Source organism: Terriglobia bacterium (genome assembly GCA_020072815.1).
GTDB lineage: Bacteria > Acidobacteriota > Terriglobia > Terriglobales > Acidobacteriaceae > Angelobacter.
Genome location: JAIQGE010000001.1, coordinates 40,327 through 62,293, shown reverse-complemented (window position 1 = coordinate 62,293; position 21,967 = coordinate 40,327). Strand labels below are relative to the sequence as shown.

Here is a 21,967-nt window from a genome sequence, read left to right as displayed (position 1 = left end):
GTCCCCTTATATTTTCTCAATGCGAATGGCCGTGGCCTTGAACTCTGATGTGCCAGACTTGGGGTCCACGGCGTCAATGGTCAGATCATTGGTCGCAACCTGGTCATGCGCGTGGACCGACAGGAACGCGAGTCCGGGCCGTAGCGCCGAATCGAAACGCACCGGCGCCACCAGCGATCCGCGTCGCGACGTCACGCGGACTTTTTCGCCTTCGCGCAATTTGTAGAGCAGGCCGTCTTCCGGAGAAACATCCAGCGCTTCATCGTGCCGCAGCGGCGACGCATATTTTCCGCTCTGCACGCCGGTATTGTAATCATCGAGCCGGCGGCCGGTGGTCAGGCGGATGGGATATTGCTTGTCCAGCGCGTCCACGGGCGGCTCAAACTCCACCACGCTGAACGGCGCGCGCGGACCAATGAGCGGATCGGCCCACAAGCGGCCATGCAGAAACATTTCTCCAGGGTGCGATTCGTCATAACACGGCCACTGGATGCCGCCCAGTTCTTCCAGACGGCGATAACTCATGCCGCTGTGCATCGGGCTCAATGGCCGCAGTTCGTTCCAGAGCGCTTCAGAGTTTGGCGTGCCCCAGTCGTGACCCAGGCGGCGTGCCAGGTCGAAAATCACTTCAAGATCGTCGCGCACCCCGGCCGGTGGCGGCACCGTACAGCGGACGCGCTGTACGCGGCGCTCGCTGGAAGTGACTGTGCCTTCACTTTCGAACGCGCCCGCTGCGGCGGGCAGGACAACGTCAGCCATCTCCGCGGTCTTGGTGTAGAAGAGGTCCTGGACCAGCAGGAACTCCAGCCCGCCCAGCAGTTTTAGGCAGCGATGGCGGTCGGCTTCTGAGTCGGCGGGGTTTTCACCCAGCACGTACAGAGTTTTGAGCTGGCCGTGCTCCATAGCGTCAAACATACCGCTCAAGTGCCATCCCTTCTTGGGATGGATCGTTGCGCCCCAGGCTTTTTCGAACTTGACGCGCAACTCGTCGTTTTCCACGTGCTGGAAGCCGGGGAGGCGATCGGGGATGGCGCCCATGTCGCCGCCGCCCTGGACGTTGTTCTGCCCGCGCAGCGGATTCACGCCGCTGCCGTAGCGGCCCACGTGGCCGGTGAGGATCGCCAGGTTGATGAGGGCCACCACGTTGTCCACTGCGTTGTGGTGCTCGGTGATGCCCAGGGTCCAGCAAAGCTGGGCGCGCGGCGCCTTGGCGTACGCGTGCGCGGTCTTGCGGATGGCCTCCGCCGGCACGCCGGTTTCGCGTTCCGCGCGGTCCAGAGTGTATTTCTCGACGTGGGCTTTGTAGGCTTCAAATCCGCTGGTGGCGTGCTGGATGAACTTCTCATTGGCCAAGCCGGCGGCGATGATCTCCCGGCCCATCGCATTGGCGAGCGAAATGTCAGACCCCACGTCGAGGCCCAGCCAGAGATTGGCCCACTGCGCAGAACTGGTGCGCCGCGGGTCCACCACATACAGCTCAGCGCCGTGGTGAATGCCCTTTAACAGATGATGGAAGAAAATCGGATGCGTTTCCCGCGCGTTTGATCCCCACAGCAGGATGACGTTGGTGTCTTCAATCTCACGATACGAACTGGTTCCGCCGCCCGCTCCGAATACCGCCGCCAGACCGGCGACGCTGGGAGCGTGTCAAGTACGGTTGCAGCTATCAATATTGTTTGTCCCCATGATGGTGCGGACAAACTTTTGCGCCGCGTAGTTCAGCTCGTTGGTGGTCTTGGAGCAGCTGAACATGCCGAAGTCCCGCGGGTCTTTTTTCGCGATGGATTTGCGGAACGCCTGGGCGACGCGGTCCATGGCTTCATCCCATGTCGCAGGGCGATGCCCGCCGTTTGCGCGTGCGTTACTTTCGCGGGCGTCATTTGCGCGAACCAGCGGCTGCGTCAAGCGTTTCTTGGTGGATATGGTCATGGCTGTCTCTTGTATAAGTGTCTCTGTATCGAGTGGGCGGGGTCAAGGATGGACTGCGAACAATGCAGGCAGGTTCCGTAAACGTAACTCGTACTAGATAACCTTCCCGGGGCGGCTACAGCTTTTTGTGGGTAAAGCTGCGCTTGCCTTCGGCATAGCTTGAAACTACCTGCCCGCGGCCACGCAGCCGGTACTTGTAGGTCAGCAGGCCTTCCATGCCCACCGGGCCGCGCGCGTGCAGCTTGCTGTTGCTGATGCCGATTTCCGCGCCCAGGCCGTAACGAAAGCCGTCGGCAAAGCGGGTGGAAGCGTTTTGAAAAACGCTGGCGGCGTCCACTTCGTCCAGGAACTGTTCCGCGGCGGCGTTGTCTTCGGTGAGAATGCAGTCGGTGTGGCGCGAGCCGAATTCATTGATGTGCTCAATGGCTTCGTTCAAATTGCGGACCACCTTGATGGCAATCTTTAAATCACTGTATTCGGCGTGCCAGTCTTCCGTGGTGGCAGGAACAATCTTCAGGTCCGCGCACATCTGCTCCGTCCGCGTGCAACCGCGTACTTCCACCCCGGCGGATTGCAAGGCCGTGACCAGAACGGGGAGGAAGCGGCGGGCAACGTCCTCATGCACCAGAACTTTCTCCGCGGAATTGCAGGCCGCAGGGTATTGCGTTTTGGAGTCGAGGATGACGCTGGTGGCCTTGCTGAGATCGGCGGCGCGATCTACATAAATGTGGCAGATGCCGCTGCCGTGCCCCAGCACCGGAATCCGGCTGTGCTGAAAGACGAAGTTTACGAATTCGGTGGACCCGCGCGGGACCACCAGGTCAATCTCGCGTTCCATTTCCAGCACCTGCATGATCTCGGCGCGGTCTTCCAGGAGACAGAGGGCGCCGGGCAACGCCGGGCTCTGTGCAGCCAGCGCGTCGCGCCAGATGGCGGCCAGGACGCGGTTGGTGAGTTTGGCTTCCACGCCGCCTTTCAGCACCAGGCCGTTGCCGGTCTTAATGGCCAGCGACGCCACTTGCGGAATCACGTCCGGGCGGGACTCAAAGATTACGGCAATCACGCCCAGCGGGCACGGCGCTTTTTGCAGGATGAGTCCTTCGTCGAGTTCGGTGGTCGCAAGCACGCTGCCCAGCGGATCATCCAGGGCGGCCACGTCGCGGACGCGCCTGGCCATCTCCTTCACGCCGCCTTCACTGGTTTTCAGGCGCTTGGCCAGGGCCTGCGAAACGTCGCCGGAGGCCGCGAACGCCTCACAGTCTCTGAGGTTGGCTGCCAGGATTTCCGCCGAGCGCGCGGTAATAAAATCCGCCGCCCGCAACAGAATGCTGTTCCGTTCGGAGCCGGAGAGGCGGGCCAGCGCGCGGGCAGCGCGGCGCGTGGCATGTACATGGGCGTGCAGGTCTTTGGCCGGTTGCTTGGGAATGGATTCAGGCATGCGATTGTCGCTGGTCTGAGAATATCAGGAAATTTTCCCGGCGCACCAGAACGCCTTTGGCTGCTGTCCCGGAGGAAAGCGAGTCTGAAATTTCATGGCTGCCGCACTCGGCAATGCCCCGCCCGATGGCAGAGCCGTCGGTGTCCACCACGGCGATGACCTGTCCTGAAGAGAACGCGCCTTTGCAGGCGATGACCCCGGAGAGCAGCAGGCTGGCGTGTCCGTTGAGCAGCGCTTTGCAGGCGTTGGCGTTGATGGTGACTTGCCCGCGGACGCTGCTGGCAAAAGCCAGCCAGCGTCGCTTGCCGGCCAGGCGTTGCGCGCCCGGGAGGAAAAGCGTGCCGGCATTTTCCCCGGCGAAGACGCGTTCGAGGATGCGCGGGGCCCGGCCGTTGGCGATCACCACCAGTCCTCCGGCTTGCATGGCGATTTCCGCCGCATCGAGCTTGGCGGTCATGCCGCCGCGCCCGGTGGCGGACTTTCCGCTGGCGGATTCGCGGACCGCCTCCGTGACTTCCGTGACCACCGATACTACGTCGCCGGGATCAGGCGCGCCGTCAACCACGCGCAACAGGCCGTCAACGTTGGAGAGCAGGACCAGGGCTTGCGCGTCCAGCTTGCTCAGCACCAGGGCCGCCAGGCGATCGTTGTCGCGAAATACCGGCGCCTGCTCGGTATAGATATTGGTGACCGTGTCGTTTTCGTTGACGATGGGGATCGCGCCCAGCTTGAGCAGCTTTTCAAACGTCTGGCGGAGGATGAGATAACGGTTCAGGTCCGTGAAGTCATCTTCGGTGACCAGGACCTGCGCGAGTTTGAGCCCATGTGGATGAAACACTTCGGCGTAGGCTTCCATCAGCTTGCACTGGCCCACGGCGGCGCAAGCGCGGTTGACGCTGGCGTCGCGCAGGCGGCTGCGGTGGATTCCAAGTTCCGCCGCGCCCAGTGTGATGGCGCCGGAGCTGACCAGCACAACCTGGCGGCCGTCGCGCACCAGGGCCGCAATGCCGTTGGCCAGGGCGGCAACGTGATGGTGGTCAAATTCGTGCTCCGCGGTGCACACCACACCGGTGCCCAGCTTCACCACCACGCGGCGCGCCTTCACCAGCAGCGAACGGTGGTCGCTGGCGTCACCAGGGTCCGGCTTGGGGCGCATGGGCATTCCTTATTCACCACACTCAAAAGGTCCGGTGAGCTTTCTCAGATCTGAAGGATTAAGCTCAGACTTAATCGAGCGTTTGTCGGTGTCAATTAGGTAGCCGCGTTCAAATCCCACGAGTTTTGTGTTAACTGGGGTGTTCGTGGGAGCGCCGTCAGCGCATACGATCACCAGCAGGTCTCTCTGTCCGATCCAGCCCTGGACGTGGGGCCAATAATGAATCACTTCTTTAACACGAAACTCCTTGAGCGCTCTTTGTCGAATTAATTCGTCAAATCCTTTGATTTCAGAAAGCTTTGGATCAACCTGGAGCAGACGAACAAAATAATGGTTCGAGTAAGTCAAGTCCCAAAGAACCGCTACACGGCTATCTGGACGCCACGATAAGTATGCCGAGCGTTGGAGACTTCCCAATAGCAGCTTCTCATTCCGCACTTGAGCCTCTAGCGTGGGGTCAGCATTTTCGCTAACTGGAGGCAAAAGTACGATTTTGGCTTTGCTATTCGGAGATAAGGATTCGATCTTCTCGGTGGTCCTAAAGAACTGGACTACATCGGATCCCACTGGCGCCGCACTCGACAAACAGACGAACGAGGCTGCAATGACGCAGCAGAGTCGCGAGTAAGCGATGAACGACATAGGGTGTTCCGGTTCCTGGCACGTCTCAACAAAAAACCCGCTGCGTGGGCAGCGGGGGATATGTTTGCTTTTGCCCGAAAAATGATCACTCCAGCCCGCGCCTGCCCCGTTCCGCACACCCGGCACACGGGCGAGGGGGACAAAAGATGCAACGCACGGATACCGGAAGTAATCACGATGGGCCGACTATAGCGAACAATCATCGCGGTTGCAAGGCCAATTCCGCGGCGAAGTCACGCGTTCCGTGTGCAGTTGTGGCAGCCGCCAACCCGGTAAAGAAATGTAAAAATACTGGCCTGAAGCGGGGAGTCTGCGTATACTTCCACCGCTTGGGGGCTGCGGGAATTTCCTACCTTTCATATTCTCGGTCACGTTGTGCCCGTCATCTTTATCTGTTTCCTGATCTGGAGGGTTGCCATGAAGAAGCTTGTCCTGTCGTTGATGCTCCTGTGTGCCACGTGGTCTTTCGCGGGCGAAGCCAAGCTGTTGCGCCATCCCAGTTATCACAACGGGAAAGTCGCTTTCAGTTACCTGGGTGACATTTGGGTCGCCAGCGAAGACGGCAGCAACCCGCAGCGATTGACCGTGCACAAGGCGCGGGACATCTATCCCCGCTTCTCGCCTGACGGCAAGTGGATTGCTTTTTCCTCGAACCGTTATGGCAACTACGACGTGTTTCTGATCCCTGCGGAAGGCGGCGCGGCCAAGCAGTTGACATTTCATTCCGCCGCAGACATCGTGGTCAGCTGGTCGCCGGACAGCAAGCGCGTCCTGTTTCAATCCGCGCGCGGGCTCATGTATCCCGGCATTCCCAACTTGTATGAAGTAGCGATTGACGGCGGCCTGGAGCGCGCCGTCCCCACCGACTGGGGGTACTGGGGCAGCTACTCGCAGGACGGCAGCATGCTGGCGTTCAACCGTCATCCCATGGTTTGGTGGCGGCAGCACTATCGCGGCAGTTACGCCGCCGACCTGTGGCTGATGGACGTGAAGAACAAAAAATTCACGCACCTCACTGACGGCGACTTCAAAGGCAATTATTTCTGGCCCCTGTATGCGGCCGACGGCAACATCTACTTTGTCTCCGACCGCATGGCCGATGAGAGCAAAGCCAAGCCGGGCAGCCGCGAAGTGATGAAGAGCGCCAACAACATCTGGAAGATTCCCGCCAAAGGCGGCCATGCCGAGCAAGTGACGCATCACTCGGGCGGCCGCGTGTTCTTTCCGTCCATTTCCGGCGACGGCAAGACCATCGTGTACGAGCAGGATTTCGGCGTGTGGAAGCTGGATGTGAAGTCGGGCAAGTCGTCGCCGATCAAAGTCAGCATCGCCTCTGACGACAAGGAGAACGCGGTGGAGACGCTGACCATCCGCAATGATGCCGACAGCTATGATCTTTCGCCCAGCACCAAGCGCGCTGCGATCACCGTCCACGGCGAGATTTTCTCCATCGCCACCGACCGCGGCGACGTGCAGCGGGTGACGCAGTCGTTCTCGCGCGAAGGCGATCCGGCTTGGTCGCCGGACGGCAAGTTGATCGCCTTTGTCTCGGACAAATCCGGGCGCGACGAAATCTGGATCGCGCATGAAGACGGCACAGGACTCAAGAAGCTTACGGAAAGTGAAAGTGAGAAATATGCTATCCAGTGGGCGCCGGATTCGAAGTCGCTACTGTATGCGGCATCTGACCACAAGCTCTATCGCTATGACTTTGAGACGGGCAAGGGAACGGTCATCGCCAGCGGCGAAGCTGGCAACATACAGGGCGCGCGCTGGTCGCCTGACGGCAAATGGGTGGCCTTCTCCAAATTGGACCACGATCTGCGGCCGCACGTTTACATTGTTCCTTCCACCGGCGGCGCGGAAAAGCACGTAGGCAGCGACGAACTGCTCTTTGCTGAAACCTCTCCCGCGTGGACGCCGGACGGCAAACACTTGTTGTTTCTTGCCGGGCTGGCGCAAGCCGGCAGCGCGGTGCAACGGCGAACCATGGTCCAGGTGCACGCCGTTGCCTTGACCAAAGAAGAAAAGAACCCCGCCGACCGCGGCGTGGACGATGAAGAGCAAGCCCAGGCCGCCGAGCGGCAAATCCGCCCGCGCGAGGGGCCGGGGCGCGGCGAAGCTCCCAAACCGGACGTGAAGATTGATTTTGACGGCATCAACCGCCGCTCGCGGCAAATCACACGGCTGAGCGACAACGTGACCACCGTGACGGTCTCGCCCGATAGCCGCACCTACGCGTTTGTGGCCATCGCCGACCAGGATGGGCGTCCCGTGTCCACGTTGTACACCATTGCCGAAGACGCAACACAGCCCACCGTGGTAACCACGGCATCGCGCGCGCCGGAAGGCGAAGAAGGCGGCGGAGGGTTTGGCGGACGCCAGATCAACTCCATCAAGTTCTCCAAAGACGGTCGCGCCATCTTCTTTATGGAAGGCGAAGGACTGTATCACGTTGACCTTGGTCCCGCCGCAGCGCCGGGTGCAGCAGCTCGCGCCGGCGCGGCCCCCGCCGCAGGGCGCAGCTTTGAGCGCCGCCGCGTGAACTTTACCGCGCACGTTGAAGTGGACCATCATCAGGAATGGAAGCAGGTCTTCAATGAAAGCTGGCGGGTGATGAAGCACCGCTTCTACGATCCGGAAATGCACGGCGCGGACTGGGCCAAAGCCCGGGAAATCTATGAGCCCATGATGGACTACGTCGCCGACCAGGAAGAGATGCACAACGTGGTCAGCCAGATGATCGGGGAGTTGAACGCGTCGCATACCGGGATCAGCGCCACACCCAGCCCGGAAGAGCGCGACCACATGGTGCAGACGCGCTATCCCGGCTTTGAGATGGAGCCGGACGCGTCGGGCTATTACAAGATCAGCTACATATATAAGGACGGCCCGGCGGACAAAGACTTCGTCAACCTCAGCGTGGGCGAATACATTCTGGCCATTGACGGCCACGAACTCAAAGCCGGCGACAATTACTGGAAGTACTTCACGGCAGTTCGCGGACAGAAGATCCACTTCTCCGTGAACTCCAAGCCGGAAGCCGCCGGCGCGCGCCTGGTCAAGGTGCAGCCGGTGAACCAGGGCGCGTACACCACGCTGCAATACGAGCGCTGGGTGGAACAGCGCCGCGCCATGGTGGAGAAGCTTTCCGGCGGCCAGATCGGCTACCTGCACATCCGCGCCATGAACGCCGAATCGCTGCGCAAGTTTGAACGCGACCTGGTGGAAAACCACATGAAGAAAGCCCTGGTCATCGATCAGCGCTTCAACCCCGGCGGCGGCATTGACCAGGAGCTGCTGGAGATCCTGAGCCAGCGCCAGTACCAGTACACCAAGCAGCGCGACTCGGTCGCGATCACGCGGCCGCAGTCGGCGTTCTTTGGCCCCATGGTGGTAATGGAGAATGAGCGCTCCACCAGCGACGCAGAAGTTTTCCCCGACGGCTTCCGTACGCTGGGCTTGGGCAAAGTGGTGGGCAAGACCACGTACGGAGCGGTCATCGGGACAGGCGCGTATCGCTTGCTGGACGGGTCTTCTGTCCGCACGCCCGGAACTGGTTTGTGGAACGTGAAAGGCTACAACCTGGAGAACTACGGCGTCCCGCCGGACGTGGACGTGGACAACACTCCGGAAGACTTCCTGGCCGGCCGCGACGCACAGTTGGAAAAAGCGGTCGAGGTGTTGAAGGAAGAGATCAAGGCGGGGAAGAAGTAGGTTCACGCCTCGCAACGAGTAGTGAGGGCGGCAGAGATGCCGCCCCTTTTTCTTTATCGGCATAGAGAAAACGAACTAAAATGATAGATGAATTGTTGCAGGAGACTTCCTATGGCGGCACTCGACTGGTCTCAATGTCCGGCAGTGGAAAGCGTTCCCGGCAAGGTAAGCGGTGCATGGGTTTTCCGCGGTACGCGCATGCCCGTGGCCACGGTGTTTGAGAACCTGGAAGCCGGAGCCAGCATTGACGACATCATCGAATGGTTCGATGTGACACGGGAACAAGTCACGGAGGTTCTCAATTTCGCCGCGCGCAGCCTTGAGGCCTCAGGCGCTGCCCGCTGATGCTCATTCTCTTTGATCATGGCACGCCAGCCCCGCTGGCTTCCTTTCTCAAGAACATTCCGCGTTCAACTTCCAACATGTAAATTCCCGGTAACCGGCGCGGCGCAACTCGTTTGTTCTCAGCATTCCCGCTCAACAAATCCTTACCCTCCGCTGTTCACTCTTTACCGTAATCCTCCCAACTCGGGGTTTGAACCCTACAGAGGCGCAAAAGCACCTCGGGGGCAAAGATGAAATACCTGAAGAACAAATGGACGATCATTGGCGTGCTGCTGGCGGCCATCGCCGGGCTGGCGGCGTTCAAGCTGGAACAACCTAAGACGCCGCAATACTTCACTGAGAAGGTGCAGAAGGGCGACGTGCAGAACGTGGTCCAGGCCACGGGAACCATCAACGCGGTGACCACGGTTCAGGTGGGCTCCCAGGTGTCGGGCACCATCCAGACTTTGTATGCGGACTTTAACTCCCATGTGACGAAGGACCAGGTAGTGGCGAGGATTGATCCATCATTGTTCAACGGCGCGTTGCTGCAGGCGAAGGCCGACCTGGCGGACTCGCAGGCGAACCTTGGAGTGTCCAAAGCCAACCTGGCGAAAGCCCAGGCGACTGCGGCGCAAGCCAAGCTGGATTTTGACCGATACACCACGCTGGCTGCGGAAGGCGTGGTGCCCACGCAGCAACTGGATACCGCGCGGGCCACCTGGCAGAGCGCGGACGCGTCCGTTGCAGCGAGCAAAGCGCAGGTAAACCAGGCTGCGGCGCAGGTGCAGCAGAAATCGGCCGCGGTCACGGTGGCGCAGACCAACTTGAACCATAGCATCATCCGTTCGCCGATTGACGGCACGGTGATTGCCCGCAGCGTGGACGTGGGCCAGACGGTGGCTGCGTCGCTGGCGGCGCCCACTCTGTTCACCATCGCGCAGGACCTGACTAAGATGCAGGTCTACGTGAGCACGGACGAGAGTGACGTGGGCTCCATCCAGCCGGGACAGCAAGTCAACTTCAAGGTTGACGCTTTCCCCACGGACACGTTCCGGGGAAAAGTTTCCGCAGTGCGGTTGAATGCGACGACGGTGCAGAACGTGGTGACCTACACGACCATCGTTGATTTCGACAACCCGCAGCTGAAGCTGTTCCCGGGCATGACGGCTTACGTGAACGTCCCCGTGGCCACGGCGACCGACGTGGAGAAGGTCCCCAACGGCGCTCTGCGCTACAAGCCAGATATGACCGCGGACCAGCTCACGGCTGCGTTGCAGCAAGCGGGAATCGCCAATTCTAAAGGCGGGGCCAACCAGACCGGGCGCGGAACCGGCTCCGGCGGCGGAAACAAGGGCGGACAGCCCGGGCAGCAAACCCCGCAAGCGCCGGCAGTGACGGCGGTGGTTTGGAAGCTGAATGCAGGCGGCAAGCTTGAGCCGGTGCAGATCAAGCTGGGCATCACTGACCACACCACCACGGAAGTGGCGCAGGTGATGAAGGGATCGCTGAATGTGGGCGACCAGTTGGTGACCGGCTCGGCGGCGTCCGCGCAGAAAGCCAGCACGACCACGGCCGCGCCGCTCGGCGGACAACAGCGCGGCGGCGCAGGCGGCGTACGAGTGGGCAGATAACACCCACCGCGGAGGCGCGGAGGCACGGAGAACAGCAAGGCAAACGTAGAAGCTGAGATCGAAGAGGAACTTATGGCAACGCTGGCACAAATCGAACTGAACACAAACGTGGTGACGAATCCGGAACTGAGCGTTCCAGTCATTCAGGTGGAGGACGCGCACAAGTACTACGATCTGGGCGAAACCAAGGTGCACGCGCTCCGCGGCGTGAACATGACGATTGAGCCGGGCGAGTTCGTGGCCATCATGGGCTCCAGCGGCAGCGGCAAGTCCACCTTCATGAACATGCTGGGCTGCCTGGACAAGCCCACCAGCGGCAAATACGCGCTGGAAGGCACGGACGTTTCGCAACTGGACAAGAAGGCGCTGGCGGCCATCCGCAACCGGAAACTGGGATTCGTTTTTCAGGGCTTCAACCTGCTTTCGCGGACCACGGCGCTGGAAAACGTTGAGCTGCCCACGCTGTACGCCAAGATGGAAAAGGCCCAGCGCCTGGCGCGGTCCAAAGAAGTGCTGGAGCTGGTGGGCCTGGGCGACAGGCTGGAACACTTTACGTCGCAGCTTTCCGGCGGACAGCAACAGCGCGTGGCGATTGCGCGCGCGCTGGTGAACAAGCCGGCCATCCTGCTGGCGGACGAGCCCACGGGCAACCTGGACAGCCGCACGTCGGTGGAGATCATGCAGATCTTCCAGGAGCTGAATGACGGCGGGCTGACCATTGTCCTGGTCACGCACGAGCCGGACGTGGCGCAGTTCGCCAAGCGCATTGTGGTGTTTCGCGACGGCAAGATCAGCCATGACGATCCGGTCAAGCAGCGTCCGCGTGCGGCGGAAGTGCTGGAGAGTTTGCCGGCGGTGGATGAATAGCAAGAGCAAAATCTCACCACGGAGGCACGGAGACACGGAGAACTTCAAAAAGCTGTTCACCGCAAAGGGCGCAAAGGACGCAAAGTGGAATAGGAGTCGAGAAAAAACGTCGGGCCGGGAGCAGCAGCAACAAATCATCAATCTTTGGCAATCTTGGCAATTCTGGCAATGGTTTTTCGAGGGGGTCATATGGATTTCTTAGCGATATTACGCATAGCGATTAAGGCACTCACGCGGAACAAGATGCGTTCCCTGCTGACCATGTTGGGGATCATCATCGGCGTGGGCGCGGTGATCGCCACCGTGGGCCTGGGACAGGGCGCGCAGAAGCAGGTGCAGGACCAGATTGCGTCGCTGGGGACGAATCTGCTGTACATCAGCTCGGGCAGCGTGAACAAAGGCGGCATCCGCACCGGCGGAGGCGCCACCAAGACGCTTACCGACGACGACATGAAGGCCATCCTGCAAGAAGTGCCGACCATCACCGTGGCCGCGCCGGGATCAAGCACCAGGGCGCAGGTGGTCTCCGACAACCAGAACTGGTTCACGACTATCACCGGGACCGAGCCGCAGTACTTTGACGTGCGCAACTGGAACTTTGTCCAGGGCGGTACGTTCACCGCGGACGACGTTACCCGCGCCAGCAACGTTGTGGTGCTGGGTGCTACCGTGCAACAAAACCTGTTCGGCACGGCCAACGCCGTTGGCCAGACGGTGCGCATCGGCACGCTGCCGTTCCAGGTGGTGGGTGTGCTCGTCGCCAAGGGCCAGTCCGGCCTGGGCCAGGACCAGGACGACGGCGTGTACGTCCCCATCAGCACGCTGCAGAAAAAAGTCACGGGACAGAACTGGCTGCAGTACATCATGGCGTCAGCCGCGTCGCAGCCGGCCAGCTACGCGGCGCAAGGGCAGATCACCGCTCTGCTGCGCGACCGCCACCGCATTCGCGCCGGGCAGGACGATGACTTCACCGTCCGCAACCTGGCCGACGTGGCGCAACTGGCCGACGCCAGCTCCAGCGTCATGACCATGCTGCTGGCTTCGATTGCCGGCGTGTCGCTGATCGTGGGCGGCATCGGCATCATGAACATCATGCTGGTGTCGGTGACCGAGCGTACGCGGGAGATCGGCATCCGCATCGCCATCGGCGCCACTGAGTCGGACGTGCTGCGCCAGTTCCTCAGCGAATCGGTGGTGCTGAGCGTGGCCGGAGGCATCATCGGCGTGCTCTGCGGCGTGGGCGCGTCGGTCACCATCACCAAGGTGCTGGGCTGGAACATTCTTATCTCGCCCACCGCGGTGGTGGCCGCTGTGTTCTTCTCCATGGCCGTGGGAATTTTCTTCGGCTTCTATCCCGCGCGCAAAGCGGCGTTGTTGGACCCGATTGAGGCGTTGCGGTTCGAATGAGGCTTCATAGCTCAGTTCGCGTGCGGAGTTTGCGAAGCTCAAGCTCGCTGCGCACGCATCGGATGCCGGGCGTTCTGACGTTCAGATCACCCGATCGCCAGATCACCCGATCACCCGATGAAAAGGCTTGAGTAAGATACCCCCCTTACTCGGGAACAGTGGTCCGGTCAGTTGTTTTGGCCGGGCCATTTTCTTTTTTGGGACCACAGAGGAGGATTAACCACAAAGGACACGAGGGAGTACGAAGGCCGGGTGGCCACGGTGTCGCCAAGTCCCGCATTGGCGGGACGGCAGATAATAGCCCGGTACGTTGCCGAGGTGCGCAACGCGCGCTGAGGAATAAGTGCCGGGTAAGGAGAGAAAGATTCCTTCCACACGCCGTAGGCCCGCGCGAAGCAGAGCACCAGAACCTATCCAGCTATCCGATGAAAGGAGCAACGTCTTCCCGCGTCGGAAGTTTCAGCGCCGCCCAGATCGCTTTTGCGAGAGCTAACAGTGAAGGATCGGCCCAGTGCGCGCCGTGGGTGTTTTCATCAGCTTGTTGGATGATCTCCGAATATTTGCGAGCAACCCAAACATCACTGATAGGTTCATTGAATAACTCTTTTAATACATCCTCGAGCCTCTTGCCTAATGTTACATCTCGCTTTTCCTTGAGTTTATCGGGAAGCTCGGCTTCCCAGTTTGCGTTCCTTGGATTTATGATCTCTTCCTCAACGGCTTGCTTGCATGCCGCAACAGCAGCCTGCCTGAATACGTCAGGTTCGAGGAAGTCTTCTATGGAGCAAGGGCGAGGCTTGAAATCGCCGAGGTTAACGATAGGGCATTCGCGCTTTGTGCGAGTTTTCCATTGATTGATCTTCCTACTTCTCTTGTCACCCTCTTCATCGCCGTCAACAAGAATTGCGGGCTGACGCCCTTCACGCAGGTATATTCCGGCAGAATTGAGCATTTCTGATTCATTTAAGCCGCTATGAATTGCTAGGGCATTTAGATCGCCATTAAATTTGCCCCGTGCGATTAGCCCTTGCAGCATCAGAGGCAAATAAATTTCGTCTGTTGGTCCTTCGGCAAGGATTACCTTGTCGGAAAAGAGAAAATTTGCAGACAGATAAAGCCCAAGATGTTCCTTTACTTTTGCCCAACCGCCCGCGAATGGCTTGCTATCTATGTTACTGCCTTCCTTGCCCTTGAAAATGAGGTGGTTTCGGTCAGGGTAGTTCTTATTGATTAGGAAGACCGAATGCGTGCTGTAGATGATCTGGTTCGTTTGAGCTAAGTCCTCAAAGACGTTCTGCAGATCCACCTGCCCCTTCGGATGCAGGTTTAGACCGGGTTCATCGAACATGAAAATGTATCCATTCGGTTTGGCTGTGTCTGTCCGGGCTACCAGGAGCATGCGCATCGCAAAATACGAAGTGAAGCCCTCGCTACGATCAGCAAGTGCTGTAAGGGTCTGTGCAGTGTCTTTAACGGTGAGACGGACGTTGTTCCCGTCATAGCCAAGATAGAACTTGAGATCCCGTCCTTGTGTCCAGTTTTCTTGAATCCGGCGTGTTAGGATTTCGGAAGCTTCTCGCAACTCATCTTCGTTTTTACGGGTATTACCGGAGAGCAGTCGTTGGCGATGGTCCCAAATGTCCGCAAGCTTGAAAACGCCTTGCATCACCTCATTTTGTTCCAATCCGCCAAGATCAACGGTGTCAGGAAGCTGTCGCAAGCTATCGGCCCGGAAGAAAACCACTTTCGGTAGCATAGTCAGAATCTTAGAATTTACAGCTGCCTGAAGGGTATCGGGCACGTGATCTAGGAATGGCGTTAGCTCCGTACCGATGGACCTCGTTAGCGTTACGCTCGCAATAGGGATATCTACCATCACCAATGCGTCATGGACTTGCCTGACCCCAGATGCCAATACTGCGATAGGGCTGGCTTGCTCAGAGGCCTGCTGTTGCTGTTGCTCCGTCCTGATTACCTGGCGTATCTCTTGTGCATCCACATGGTCAATTGCGAGAACAAATGCGACTGACGATGGCTCACCTTCCCCCAAATTGGAATTGGCTTCTTCAGGCAAAAACTTCTGGTCGGCATTCAGCTTTTCGATGGCTAGAAGTGCATTTGTTTTCCCATGATCATTTGGCCCAATCAAGATAGTCGTGCGCTCGGAAATATTAAGCTTCACCACTTTCTTGAAAGATCGATACCCATTGAGAATTACTGATCTCAGAATCATGCGTGTTCTCCAGTTGAAAGCAAAGAGCATTGTACGCCGCGTATCCTACTTTGCTTGATACCATCCTACGTCTATATCAAATTCCTTGATTAGCAGAAACACACCGCGAAGGATAATTTTGATTGCTGTGCTGGCGTTCCTCTGCGCTGCGCGTGGGCCTGCGGCAGCGCGGTAGGTTTTTTGTTCAGCTTACCCGGCACTTATTCCACATCCGGCAGGCCGGGACTCGGAAACGTGGCCGGGCTAGTTTCAGTCGTCCCGCCAGGGGCGGGACTTGGGGTATGTTCAGTCGAGGGGTGCTTTCACGCCGCCAAATGAAGCGCACAGCCAGCGGCGACTGTGCCACACGAGGTCGTTGGGCGAGGTACATTGTCTTATTTTGCATTGACTTATAGGCGAACAAAAGGTAAAATAGCAAGATTTAGGCTTTTGGTATTTGGCTATGGGTCTTTGGCAAAACCGGCAGGCCTAGCGGTCCTTGGCGATAGGGTCGAGTTTGGACCGAGTTTAGGCGGAGTTTGACGTGTTTGGAAGCCGATTTTCAGGGGTGATCTGCTGGGATGAATCGGCTAAGTGCTTTGGAATCCTAGTCGAGCAGTATGGGGGGGGTGGTGTAGGAATTGCGAAATTGAGTAAGTTAGTAATTTGGTAATTGAAAAGCGAGGATGACTTAACTTTATGCAGCAAGGAAGTACTCAAGGATCGGCTGAGAGTCGGGTACCGGAAGCGCGGTATGCGTATTACCGGCGGTGCCAGGTGTTTCGCAAGAACGGCGAGCAGTGCAAGGCGCCGGCGGAGAAAGGCTCGCACATTTGCCACGCGCATGCCGGTCAGCTGGAGATGGCGGTAAGGCGGCAGCGGGAGCGTCGGGCGGTGCTGGCGGAGGTGGTCGCGGTGATGCGCAGGCGAGGGAAGCCGGAGTTTGGGATGGCGGACATCTTCATGGATTTCAACGCCATCCAGGTGGCTCTTGGGGTGATGGCGCAGGCGCTGATTGACGGCCGGATTGACTGCAAGACGGCGGGATGGCTGGCGGTGAATCTGCAGATGGCGTCAAAGCTGTTGCGGATGATTCAACGCATGGGGCGCAAAACCTCACCGCTGATCAACGCTGATGACACTGATTGGAATCGGCCAAGAATGCTGAAATTGATGATCGCCGCGAGTGAAGCGACAGTTGCTGCCAGAGCGGCATAGAGAGATTGCTGGCTGGATATCCGGCCAGGACACGATCTTTGACAACTTAATCGGAACGGGGCGGGCCGGAGGGCTTTCTGTGTAATTTGAATTCAATCCGTGAAGCTCACGACGAGGCGCGCTTTGACTTTACTCTCCAATGAGCGTAGGGTGGAAACAGAGCGAGTATTCTTCCTCTCTTTTCGGATCTCCTGATCTAAGTCAGCCCATCTGAATCTTTCCTATCTTAGCCTCACCACAACCTGAGGAGGTTAATCATGTTCGTACGCAAAATTTCAGTTCATTTAAAGCCCAACACGCTCGTCCAATTCACCGGCATCTTTGAGAAAGAAATCGTTCCCGTGCTTAACAAACAGCCGGGATTCAAGGATGTAATCACGTTCGCCGCTCCCGGCAGCTCAGATGTACTGTCCTTCAGTCTGTGGGAAACCCAGAAAGACGCTGACACCTATGGCCGCGTTACGTACAACGATGTGCTCAAGATGTTGGCCAGCGTCATCGACGGTACGCCGAAGCTGGAGACAACCGAGGTCCTGAACTCGACCTTCCATCAGATCCGCGCCGGCAAACTGGTCGCCGCGTAAGTAGCCTTGCCAGGCCGTCTTCCCACACGGGAAGGCGGCCGCAAGAGTTCATACCCTGGTTTGTGGGAGTCTGCCACCGGGCCAGGATTCTTTTACTCGATCCAGATCTTCTCCGCGCGCAACCATCGCAGCCCTTGCGAAATTTCTGTTGCGGCCAAGCGGACGCGCTATTCCGGACGCCGAATCTTTCTCCGCGATTCTCTGCGCCTCCGTGGTTCGAAATCCCAGCTTCACGCGCAATAAGGCTCGTCCAGCGCGCCAATCTTCTTCGCGATCATCTTCATGGTGGCGTCCAGTTCCGCCAGGATTTGTTCGTCCATGCCCAGGTTGGCGGCGCGAAGAGCTCCCACCGGATCTCGCACCAGCCAATGGGCGTTAGCGGCGGATTGGCCCAGCCAGACGTTCAGCCCGGCTTCACATCTCTCAAGTTCCTGCATGAGACGGTCGGGCGAGTGGCCGGCAGAGCGTTCTTCTGCAAAGCGTGGGTTGGGCGAGCTTTGCTGTGCAGAGCTTTCCCTGGCAAAGCCTGAGGTTGATGAGCCTGGATTTGGCGAATTGGGTATTGAGGGGGTCAGTGACAAGAGCGTTCCCTCCTTATGGCCTCTTAGACCCCAAGGGGAGGCGGGCGGAACAGAAAAGAATCGCCGAAATCGCGCGTGATCGCCCGGCATCGCCGACATCGGAAAGGGCCAAGAAACCCGACTTCTTGGAAACACGTAGGACGGAGGGATCGGAAGGAGTTTGGAAGTGGCGGATGAGAGCAGTTCCTCCCCAAGCCTCCGCTTCCTCGGTTCCTATGTGTGTCAGAGGTTTTGAGTTTGGACGCGAAACATGCCATCGTGAACACCCAGCACAAGAAGAGTGCGAGTGCGCTTGCAACCCAGCCCCCGAACCTCCGTTTCCTCCTTTCCTCCGCGTTTCAAAGGTTTTGGGTTTGCTTGTCTGGAGCTTAGGAGCTTAGGCGACCTCACGACATCAGCGTCATCAGCAGTATGTAGTTGCTTTTGCAGCCCCTGAGCCAGTCCACAGTTCTTTACAAAACCACATCAAGCTTAGCCGACTTAGAGTGCGGGGTCGTGTTCATACCGTCAGAAAGCAAAAGCTGATGGACCCGAACCAGTTGTCCCTAGCGAGGCGCGGATCGGGCCTGGCAAAACGGAGGACACATGAAAAGTTTACAGATATTGGCGATTGGAGCAGCTCTGATTGCAGGCGGTTCCGCTTTGGCCTCGGCCCAGTCCCACGATCGCGGTGGTGACCGAGGCGACAACCGAAGCACTAGCAACGGCGGTAACCGAGGCTCCAACAACGGAGGCGGACGCAGCGTTGACCGAGGCGGCAATCGCGGGGGCAACAACGGTGGCAACGTGGCTGACCGCGGCGGCAACCGTGGCGCCAACAGCGTGAATCGCGGTGGCGACCGTGGCGGCAACTACGGCAACGTTGATCGAGGCGGAAACCGTGGCGGCAACAGCGTGAATCGCGGTGGCGATCGTGGCGGCAACTACGGCGACGTTGATCGAGGCGGCAATCGCGGCGGGAACAACGTTTATCGCGGTGGCGACCGTGGCGACCGCAACAACTACAACCGCGGTGACAACCGCAACTTCAACCGTGGCGGCGACCGCAATTTCGACCGTGGCCGCGACGACCGGCGCTTTGTGAATGACCGGCGCTTTGACAATGGCCGGGCCTTCTATAGTCACGACGACCGCCGCTTTGTTCGCCAGCGCGTGTTTATAAGCTCGCGGCCCAGTATCTTCTTCGCCGCGCCGCTCTATATCGGCGAGTGGCGCTTCTTTGACGGCTACTACTGGTACTGGGACGGATACAACTGGTGCCGTGAAGAGAACGGCATTGTGTTTTACTTCAGCTTCTAAGCGGAGCTGATGGCAGGTACGACGCGGTGACAACTTTCAAGCCGGCGGCCGGCCGCTAACCAAAAGGCAGGCGCTCGCGAGGAAGGGGCGGAACATGCAACCACATGTTCCGCCTTTTGCATTGCTTGCGAGGCGCGGCCATTTGGCTTTCAGCCCCTGCTCGCGAACGCGCTTCCTCAGAAATGAAACACCACTCCCGTAGCGAACTGCATATTGTGCGTTACGCTTGCCGGCGCCGCCGGTCCAACGCCGGTGTTGACCGGCGAAGGGAAGTAAACCATGGTGTCGCCAACGTCGAAGCGCAGGGCAATTCGCTGGCGCGGCCAGAATTCAATGACCACGCCTGTATCCAGGGCGAAGTTCATGGCTCCTCCGTTGTTGCGCGCGGCAAAGTCGCCGTCACCGGGAAAGTGGACAAATCCCGGACGCACCTTGCCGAACACGCCAAATTGGCCGCGCCGCACGCCGATCTTGGCCCCGGCCAGCAGTTGCGATTCGCCAAAGTTGCCGCTGGGGTTCTGGGGAAAGTAGTTGAACTCAACTTCCGGTGAAAGGATCAGGCTGTACTTGAGCGGGATGTCATAGGCCGTCCGCACGCCAAATCCAGCCGCGCCTTCCTTGAGCTGGTTGACTCTAAGCCCGCTGAACTGTATGCCGACGGCGAAGCCTTTGTTGTCTTGCGGGTCTTCCGTACGAGGTTGAGCCCCGCCCTTGGGTGCGAGGGTTGCAGCCAGGATCAGGACGAAGCAGGTTGTGAAAAGCAGACTACGAATTTGCATATGAATTTGCGCCTCCAACGCGTTCTTCCAGTCGCAAGTCTGCAACGCCCGCGCAAACAAGCCAATGCACAGCGGGTGAATTGGGGGTCAACTGCGCATCTTCAACGGATAAATCGGCGCAAACAAAGCAACTTCTGTGGAATGGAGGTCCAAAAGCGCGCGGGGCTTTCACTCGGACAAGCAAAAAGGGCCCGCCAGGTGGCGCGCCCTTCCTGGAGATCGTAAGGGGTTATTGGTGGCGGATTTCGCCCACCAGCACAACGTTGTTGTCGAATTCAACAAACAGTGCGCGGGTTGCGTCCACTACGTACACGGCCATGTTCTGTGAGCCCAGGCCGGTGTTCAGGGTGAGCGGTCCGCGCCCGTTGGCGGCCACGTTGTAGGTGCCCTGAAGCGACGTACCGCTGGTGATTGAGCCCACGTTGTTGATGTCGGTGATGCCGGTCAGGCTTCCCGCGCCGTTGGCGGTGAATTCCGCGGTGGAATCCAGCTCGCCGGCGTTGGTGACTCCGGCAAATTGCATGGCATACGTGCCCTGGATGGAGGAATTGGAAAACGAGCCGGTTTGTTGCAGTCCGTTTCCGCTCACCACCACCCCGGCATCGGTCTCCATCACCTGGACGCCGCTGCTGGAAGGATAGATGACAAAGTTAAAAGTTCCCGCAGTGCTGGTCAGGGACATGGTGCCGCGGTTGCCGGAGATGGAATAGGTCCCGGTGATCGCCAGGTTTGTGTTGAGCACGCCGGCATCGTTGATGTCCTCGGTGCCGCTGGTAATTACGCCCGCGCCGTTGGAAGTCAAAACACCTCCTGCCGCGAAGGGCCCGAGCACGGTGGCGTCAGCGCCGGAAACCACGAAGGCAAACGGGCCGGTAAGGGACGCGTTGGTGAACGGTCCAGTCTGGCGGAAGGCCTCGCCGGCCAGCACCGGGACCACGTCGGTCTGAACCAATTTCAAGCGATTGGCGTCCACCACGTAGAAGGCGAAATGCAGCGTGCCGAGGGTGGTGACGATGGTCGCTGTGCCGCGTCCGTTGCTGGGTCCCACGGCGATGGACGAACCGGCTGTGGTGATTGCCTGGTTGGTGAGAATCGCGCCGTTGTCCGACGAATCCTCCACGCCGCTGGTGACGGCGCCGGTCGCGTCCGTGGTGACGGAACCTACGACGGTCTCCGCGTTGCCTGCGGCGTCAGCGCCCGTCAAGTTGATAGCAAAAGTTCCCGCCAGTGCGGCCGTCGAAAACGCCGACGCGCTCTGCAAATCCAGCGAGCCGCTGCCGTTGGCGATACTCTCAAAGCGCGAGATCATGGCGTGCGAGCTTGAAATCAGTACAAAACTCAAGCTGAAGTTGCCTTGCAGCGAGGTCAGCGTGGCCACGCCGCGGCCGTCAGAACGGATGTTGTAAGTGCCGGTGATGGGGACGCTGGTAAAAACACCGGTCGTGCGGTTAATGTCTTCCACGCCGCTGGTGATGTGGCCCGCGGCATCGGCCTGCAGGCTTCCGGCCACGGCATAGAAACCTCCCGCGTCAGAGCCCACAAACGAAAACGCGTACGTTCCGCTCAGCGAGGCGTCGGTGAAACCATTTGGCGGGGGCGTCGGATGGTTGGAAGAGCCTCCGCAGCCGGCCAGGAATATGACAATGGATGTCGCTACCACGAAGAAAGGAATTCGCTTGCTCGCCAGCATAAGTTCACCTGTTCCTAGTTCTAAGATCCCAACCTAAACATCTAAAGACCAAAGATAAAAGATAGAAGATGAAAAACCAAGGTTCAACCGCCTGCTCCAGCATAGTTTGATTGGCACTCACGAAACAAACATTGACCCGTTAGGCCTAAGGTTATTCGAACCCCAAAATAGTCTGCGTGTTGCACGGTTTTATTGGGGAGCGGGATTACTATTTGCGCACCTCGGCCCCTTTTTCGCGCGGTCCTGGGTCTGAATCGGCCATCATCGCGCCGGACGGCAGCCGTTCTTGCGGCTCCCTACCCGCTGGAAGTTTGTGTTCAGCCATACCCTTCAGATAGGTTGCATACTCGGCCAGCCAGGTTTGAAATACCATCCTGTTCCCGTCTTCCGCCATGCGCGTTCCGCCTCTGCAGGTCTTAGGGTTCTGCCTGGCCTTCCGGACCGGGCCTGAGAACTACAAGCGTAATTCCGCAGATCTGCTCCGGAAGAT

17 protein-coding genes are annotated in these 21,967 nt (G+C 59.0%); 8 read left to right on the top strand and 9 right to left on the bottom strand.

The features are described from left to right. Window positions 1–6: 6 nt before the first annotated feature. The 4 genes from LAO20_00265 to LAO20_00250 all read right to left on the bottom strand — a co-directional run bounded on the left by LAO20_00265 (window position 7) and on the right by LAO20_00250 (window position 5,165). Window positions 7–1,929: a molybdopterin-dependent oxidoreductase gene (locus LAO20_00265; GenBank protein ID MBZ5529836.1), complete on the bottom strand. Its 1,923-nt coding sequence runs from the start codon at window positions 1,927–1,929 to the stop codon at window positions 7–9. A 115-nt stretch (window positions 1,930–2,044) separates the two neighbouring features. Then, entirely contained in the window at window positions 2,045–3,367 is a 1,323-nt protein-coding gene (locus LAO20_00260; GenBank protein ID MBZ5529835.1) for a glutamate-5-semialdehyde dehydrogenase, read from the bottom strand. Further along, window positions 3,360–4,523 carry a glutamate 5-kinase gene (gene proB, locus LAO20_00255; protein MBZ5529834.1) on the bottom strand — a complete coding sequence of 388 codons (1,164 nt, stop codon included), beginning with the start codon at window positions 4,521–4,523 and terminating at the stop codon, window positions 3,360–3,362. The genes LAO20_00260 and proB overlap by 8 nt, the downstream gene beginning before the upstream one ends. Before the next feature lie 9 nt (window positions 4,524–4,532). After that, window positions 4,533–5,165, bottom strand: coding sequence for a hypothetical protein (locus LAO20_00250; protein ID MBZ5529833.1), 633 nt, complete (start codon window positions 5,163–5,165; stop codon window positions 4,533–4,535). A 417-nt stretch (window positions 5,166–5,582) separates the two neighbouring features. On the opposite strand from LAO20_00250, the gene LAO20_00245 reads away from it, so the two are divergent. From LAO20_00245 to LAO20_00225, 5 genes are all read left to right on the top strand, one after another. Then, window positions 5,583–8,882 carry a biopolymer transporter Tol gene (locus tag LAO20_00245; GenBank protein ID MBZ5529832.1) on the top strand — a complete coding sequence of 1,100 codons (3,300 nt, stop codon included), beginning with the start codon at window positions 5,583–5,585 and terminating at the stop codon, window positions 8,880–8,882. A gap of 111 nt (window positions 8,883–8,993) precedes the next feature. Next, window positions 8,994–9,227, top strand: coding sequence for a DUF433 domain-containing protein (locus LAO20_00240; protein ID MBZ5529831.1), 234 nt, complete (start codon window positions 8,994–8,996; stop codon window positions 9,225–9,227). 230 nt (window positions 9,228–9,457) lie between these two features. Beyond that, on the top strand, window positions 9,458–10,840 hold the full coding sequence (locus tag LAO20_00235; protein ID MBZ5529830.1) for an efflux RND transporter periplasmic adaptor subunit: 1,383 nt from the start codon (window positions 9,458–9,460) through the stop codon (window positions 10,838–10,840). A gap of 72 nt (window positions 10,841–10,912) precedes the next feature. Further along, window positions 10,913–11,707 carry an ABC transporter ATP-binding protein gene (locus tag LAO20_00230; GenBank protein ID MBZ5529829.1) on the top strand — a complete coding sequence of 265 codons (795 nt, stop codon included), beginning with the start codon at window positions 10,913–10,915 and terminating at the stop codon, window positions 11,705–11,707. A gap of 189 nt (window positions 11,708–11,896) precedes the next feature. Beyond that, complete coding sequence (locus tag LAO20_00225; protein MBZ5529828.1) at window positions 11,897–13,114, top strand: ABC transporter permease; 1,218 nt, start codon at window positions 11,897–11,899, stop codon at window positions 13,112–13,114. 418 nt (window positions 13,115–13,532) lie between these two features. Here LAO20_00225 and LAO20_00220 read toward each other — a convergent pair whose 3' ends face one another. Beyond that, a complete protein-coding gene (locus LAO20_00220; protein MBZ5529827.1) occupies window positions 13,533–15,347 on the bottom strand; it encodes an AAA family ATPase in 1,815 nt (604 codons plus the stop codon). Between the two features lie 678 nt (window positions 15,348–16,025). Between LAO20_00220 and LAO20_00215 the strand changes: the two genes are divergently transcribed. Together LAO20_00215 and LAO20_00210 are read left to right on the top strand one after the other, a co-directional pair. Next, window positions 16,026–16,544 (top strand): hypothetical protein, encoded by a 519-nt coding sequence (locus LAO20_00215; GenBank protein MBZ5529826.1) that lies wholly within the window; start codon window positions 16,026–16,028, stop codon window positions 16,542–16,544. Between the two features lie 257 nt (window positions 16,545–16,801). Further along, complete coding sequence (locus LAO20_00210; GenBank protein MBZ5529825.1) at window positions 16,802–17,128, top strand: hypothetical protein; 327 nt, start codon at window positions 16,802–16,804, stop codon at window positions 17,126–17,128. Window positions 17,129–17,358: 230 nt separating this feature from the next. Here the strand turns inward: LAO20_00210 and LAO20_00205 are convergent, their stop codons facing one another. After that, window positions 17,359–17,709: a hypothetical protein gene (locus tag LAO20_00205; GenBank protein ID MBZ5529824.1), complete on the bottom strand. Its 351-nt coding sequence runs from the start codon at window positions 17,707–17,709 to the stop codon at window positions 17,359–17,361. 585 nt (window positions 17,710–18,294) lie between these two features. On the opposite strand from LAO20_00205, the gene LAO20_00200 reads away from it, so the two are divergent. After that, the gene (locus LAO20_00200; protein MBZ5529823.1) at window positions 18,295–19,008 is read left to right on the top strand and encodes a hypothetical protein; all 714 of its coding nucleotides are present in this window, start codon (window positions 18,295–18,297) and stop codon (window positions 19,006–19,008) included. Between the two features lie 176 nt (window positions 19,009–19,184). On the opposite strand, the gene LAO20_00195 is transcribed toward LAO20_00200, so the two are convergent. The 3 genes from LAO20_00195 to LAO20_00185 form a co-directional block, all read right to left on the bottom strand. After that, window positions 19,185–19,787 (bottom strand): hypothetical protein, encoded by a 603-nt coding sequence (locus LAO20_00195; protein ID MBZ5529822.1) that lies wholly within the window; start codon window positions 19,785–19,787, stop codon window positions 19,185–19,187. 229 nt (window positions 19,788–20,016) lie between these two features. Beyond that, complete coding sequence (locus LAO20_00190) at window positions 20,017–21,477, bottom strand: hypothetical protein (protein ID MBZ5529821.1); 1,461 nt, start codon at window positions 21,475–21,477, stop codon at window positions 20,017–20,019. A 208-nt stretch (window positions 21,478–21,685) separates the two neighbouring features. Next, window positions 21,686–21,871, bottom strand: coding sequence for a hypothetical protein (locus LAO20_00185; GenBank protein MBZ5529820.1), 186 nt, complete (start codon window positions 21,869–21,871; stop codon window positions 21,686–21,688). Window positions 21,872–21,967: the final 96 nt, after the last annotated feature.

Excerpts from the sequence above, each read along its gene's own strand:
- LAO20_00195 (MBZ5529822.1), bottom strand. The coding sequence starts at position 19,787 with ATGCAAATTCGTAGTCTGCTTTTCACAACCTGCTTCGTCCTGATCCTG.
- LAO20_00185 (MBZ5529820.1), bottom strand. The coding sequence starts at position 21,871 with ATGGCGGAAGACGGGAACAGGATGGTATTTCAAACCTGGCTGGCCGAG.
- LAO20_00240 (MBZ5529831.1), top strand. The coding sequence starts at position 8,994 with ATGGCGGCACTCGACTGGTCTCAATGTCCGGCAGTGGAAAGCGTTCCC.
- LAO20_00190 (MBZ5529821.1), bottom strand. The coding sequence starts at position 21,477 with ATGCTGGCGAGCAAGCGAATTCCTTTCTTCGTGGTAGCGACATCCATT.
- LAO20_00250 (MBZ5529833.1), bottom strand. The coding sequence starts at position 5,165 with ATGTCGTTCATCGCTTACTCGCGACTCTGCTGCGTCATTGCAGCCTCG.
- LAO20_00235 (MBZ5529830.1), top strand. The coding sequence starts at position 9,458 with ATGAAATACCTGAAGAACAAATGGACGATCATTGGCGTGCTGCTGGCG.
- LAO20_00225 (MBZ5529828.1), top strand. The coding sequence starts at position 11,897 with ATGGATTTCTTAGCGATATTACGCATAGCGATTAAGGCACTCACGCGG.
- LAO20_00245 (MBZ5529832.1), top strand. The coding sequence starts at position 5,583 with ATGAAGAAGCTTGTCCTGTCGTTGATGCTCCTGTGTGCCACGTGGTCT.
- LAO20_00215 (MBZ5529826.1), top strand. The coding sequence starts at position 16,026 with ATGCAGCAAGGAAGTACTCAAGGATCGGCTGAGAGTCGGGTACCGGAA.
- LAO20_00260 (MBZ5529835.1), bottom strand. The coding sequence starts at position 3,367 with ATGCCTGAATCCATTCCCAAGCAACCGGCCAAAGACCTGCACGCCCAT.
- LAO20_00230 (MBZ5529829.1), top strand. The coding sequence starts at position 10,913 with ATGGCAACGCTGGCACAAATCGAACTGAACACAAACGTGGTGACGAAT.
- proB (MBZ5529834.1), bottom strand. The coding sequence starts at position 4,523 with ATGCGCCCCAAGCCGGACCCTGGTGACGCCAGCGACCACCGTTCGCTG.
- LAO20_00200 (MBZ5529823.1), top strand. The coding sequence starts at position 18,295 with ATGAAAAGTTTACAGATATTGGCGATTGGAGCAGCTCTGATTGCAGGC.
- LAO20_00210 (MBZ5529825.1), top strand. The coding sequence starts at position 16,802 with ATGTTCGTACGCAAAATTTCAGTTCATTTAAAGCCCAACACGCTCGTC.
- LAO20_00220 (MBZ5529827.1), bottom strand. The coding sequence starts at position 15,347 with ATGATTCTGAGATCAGTAATTCTCAATGGGTATCGATCTTTCAAGAAA.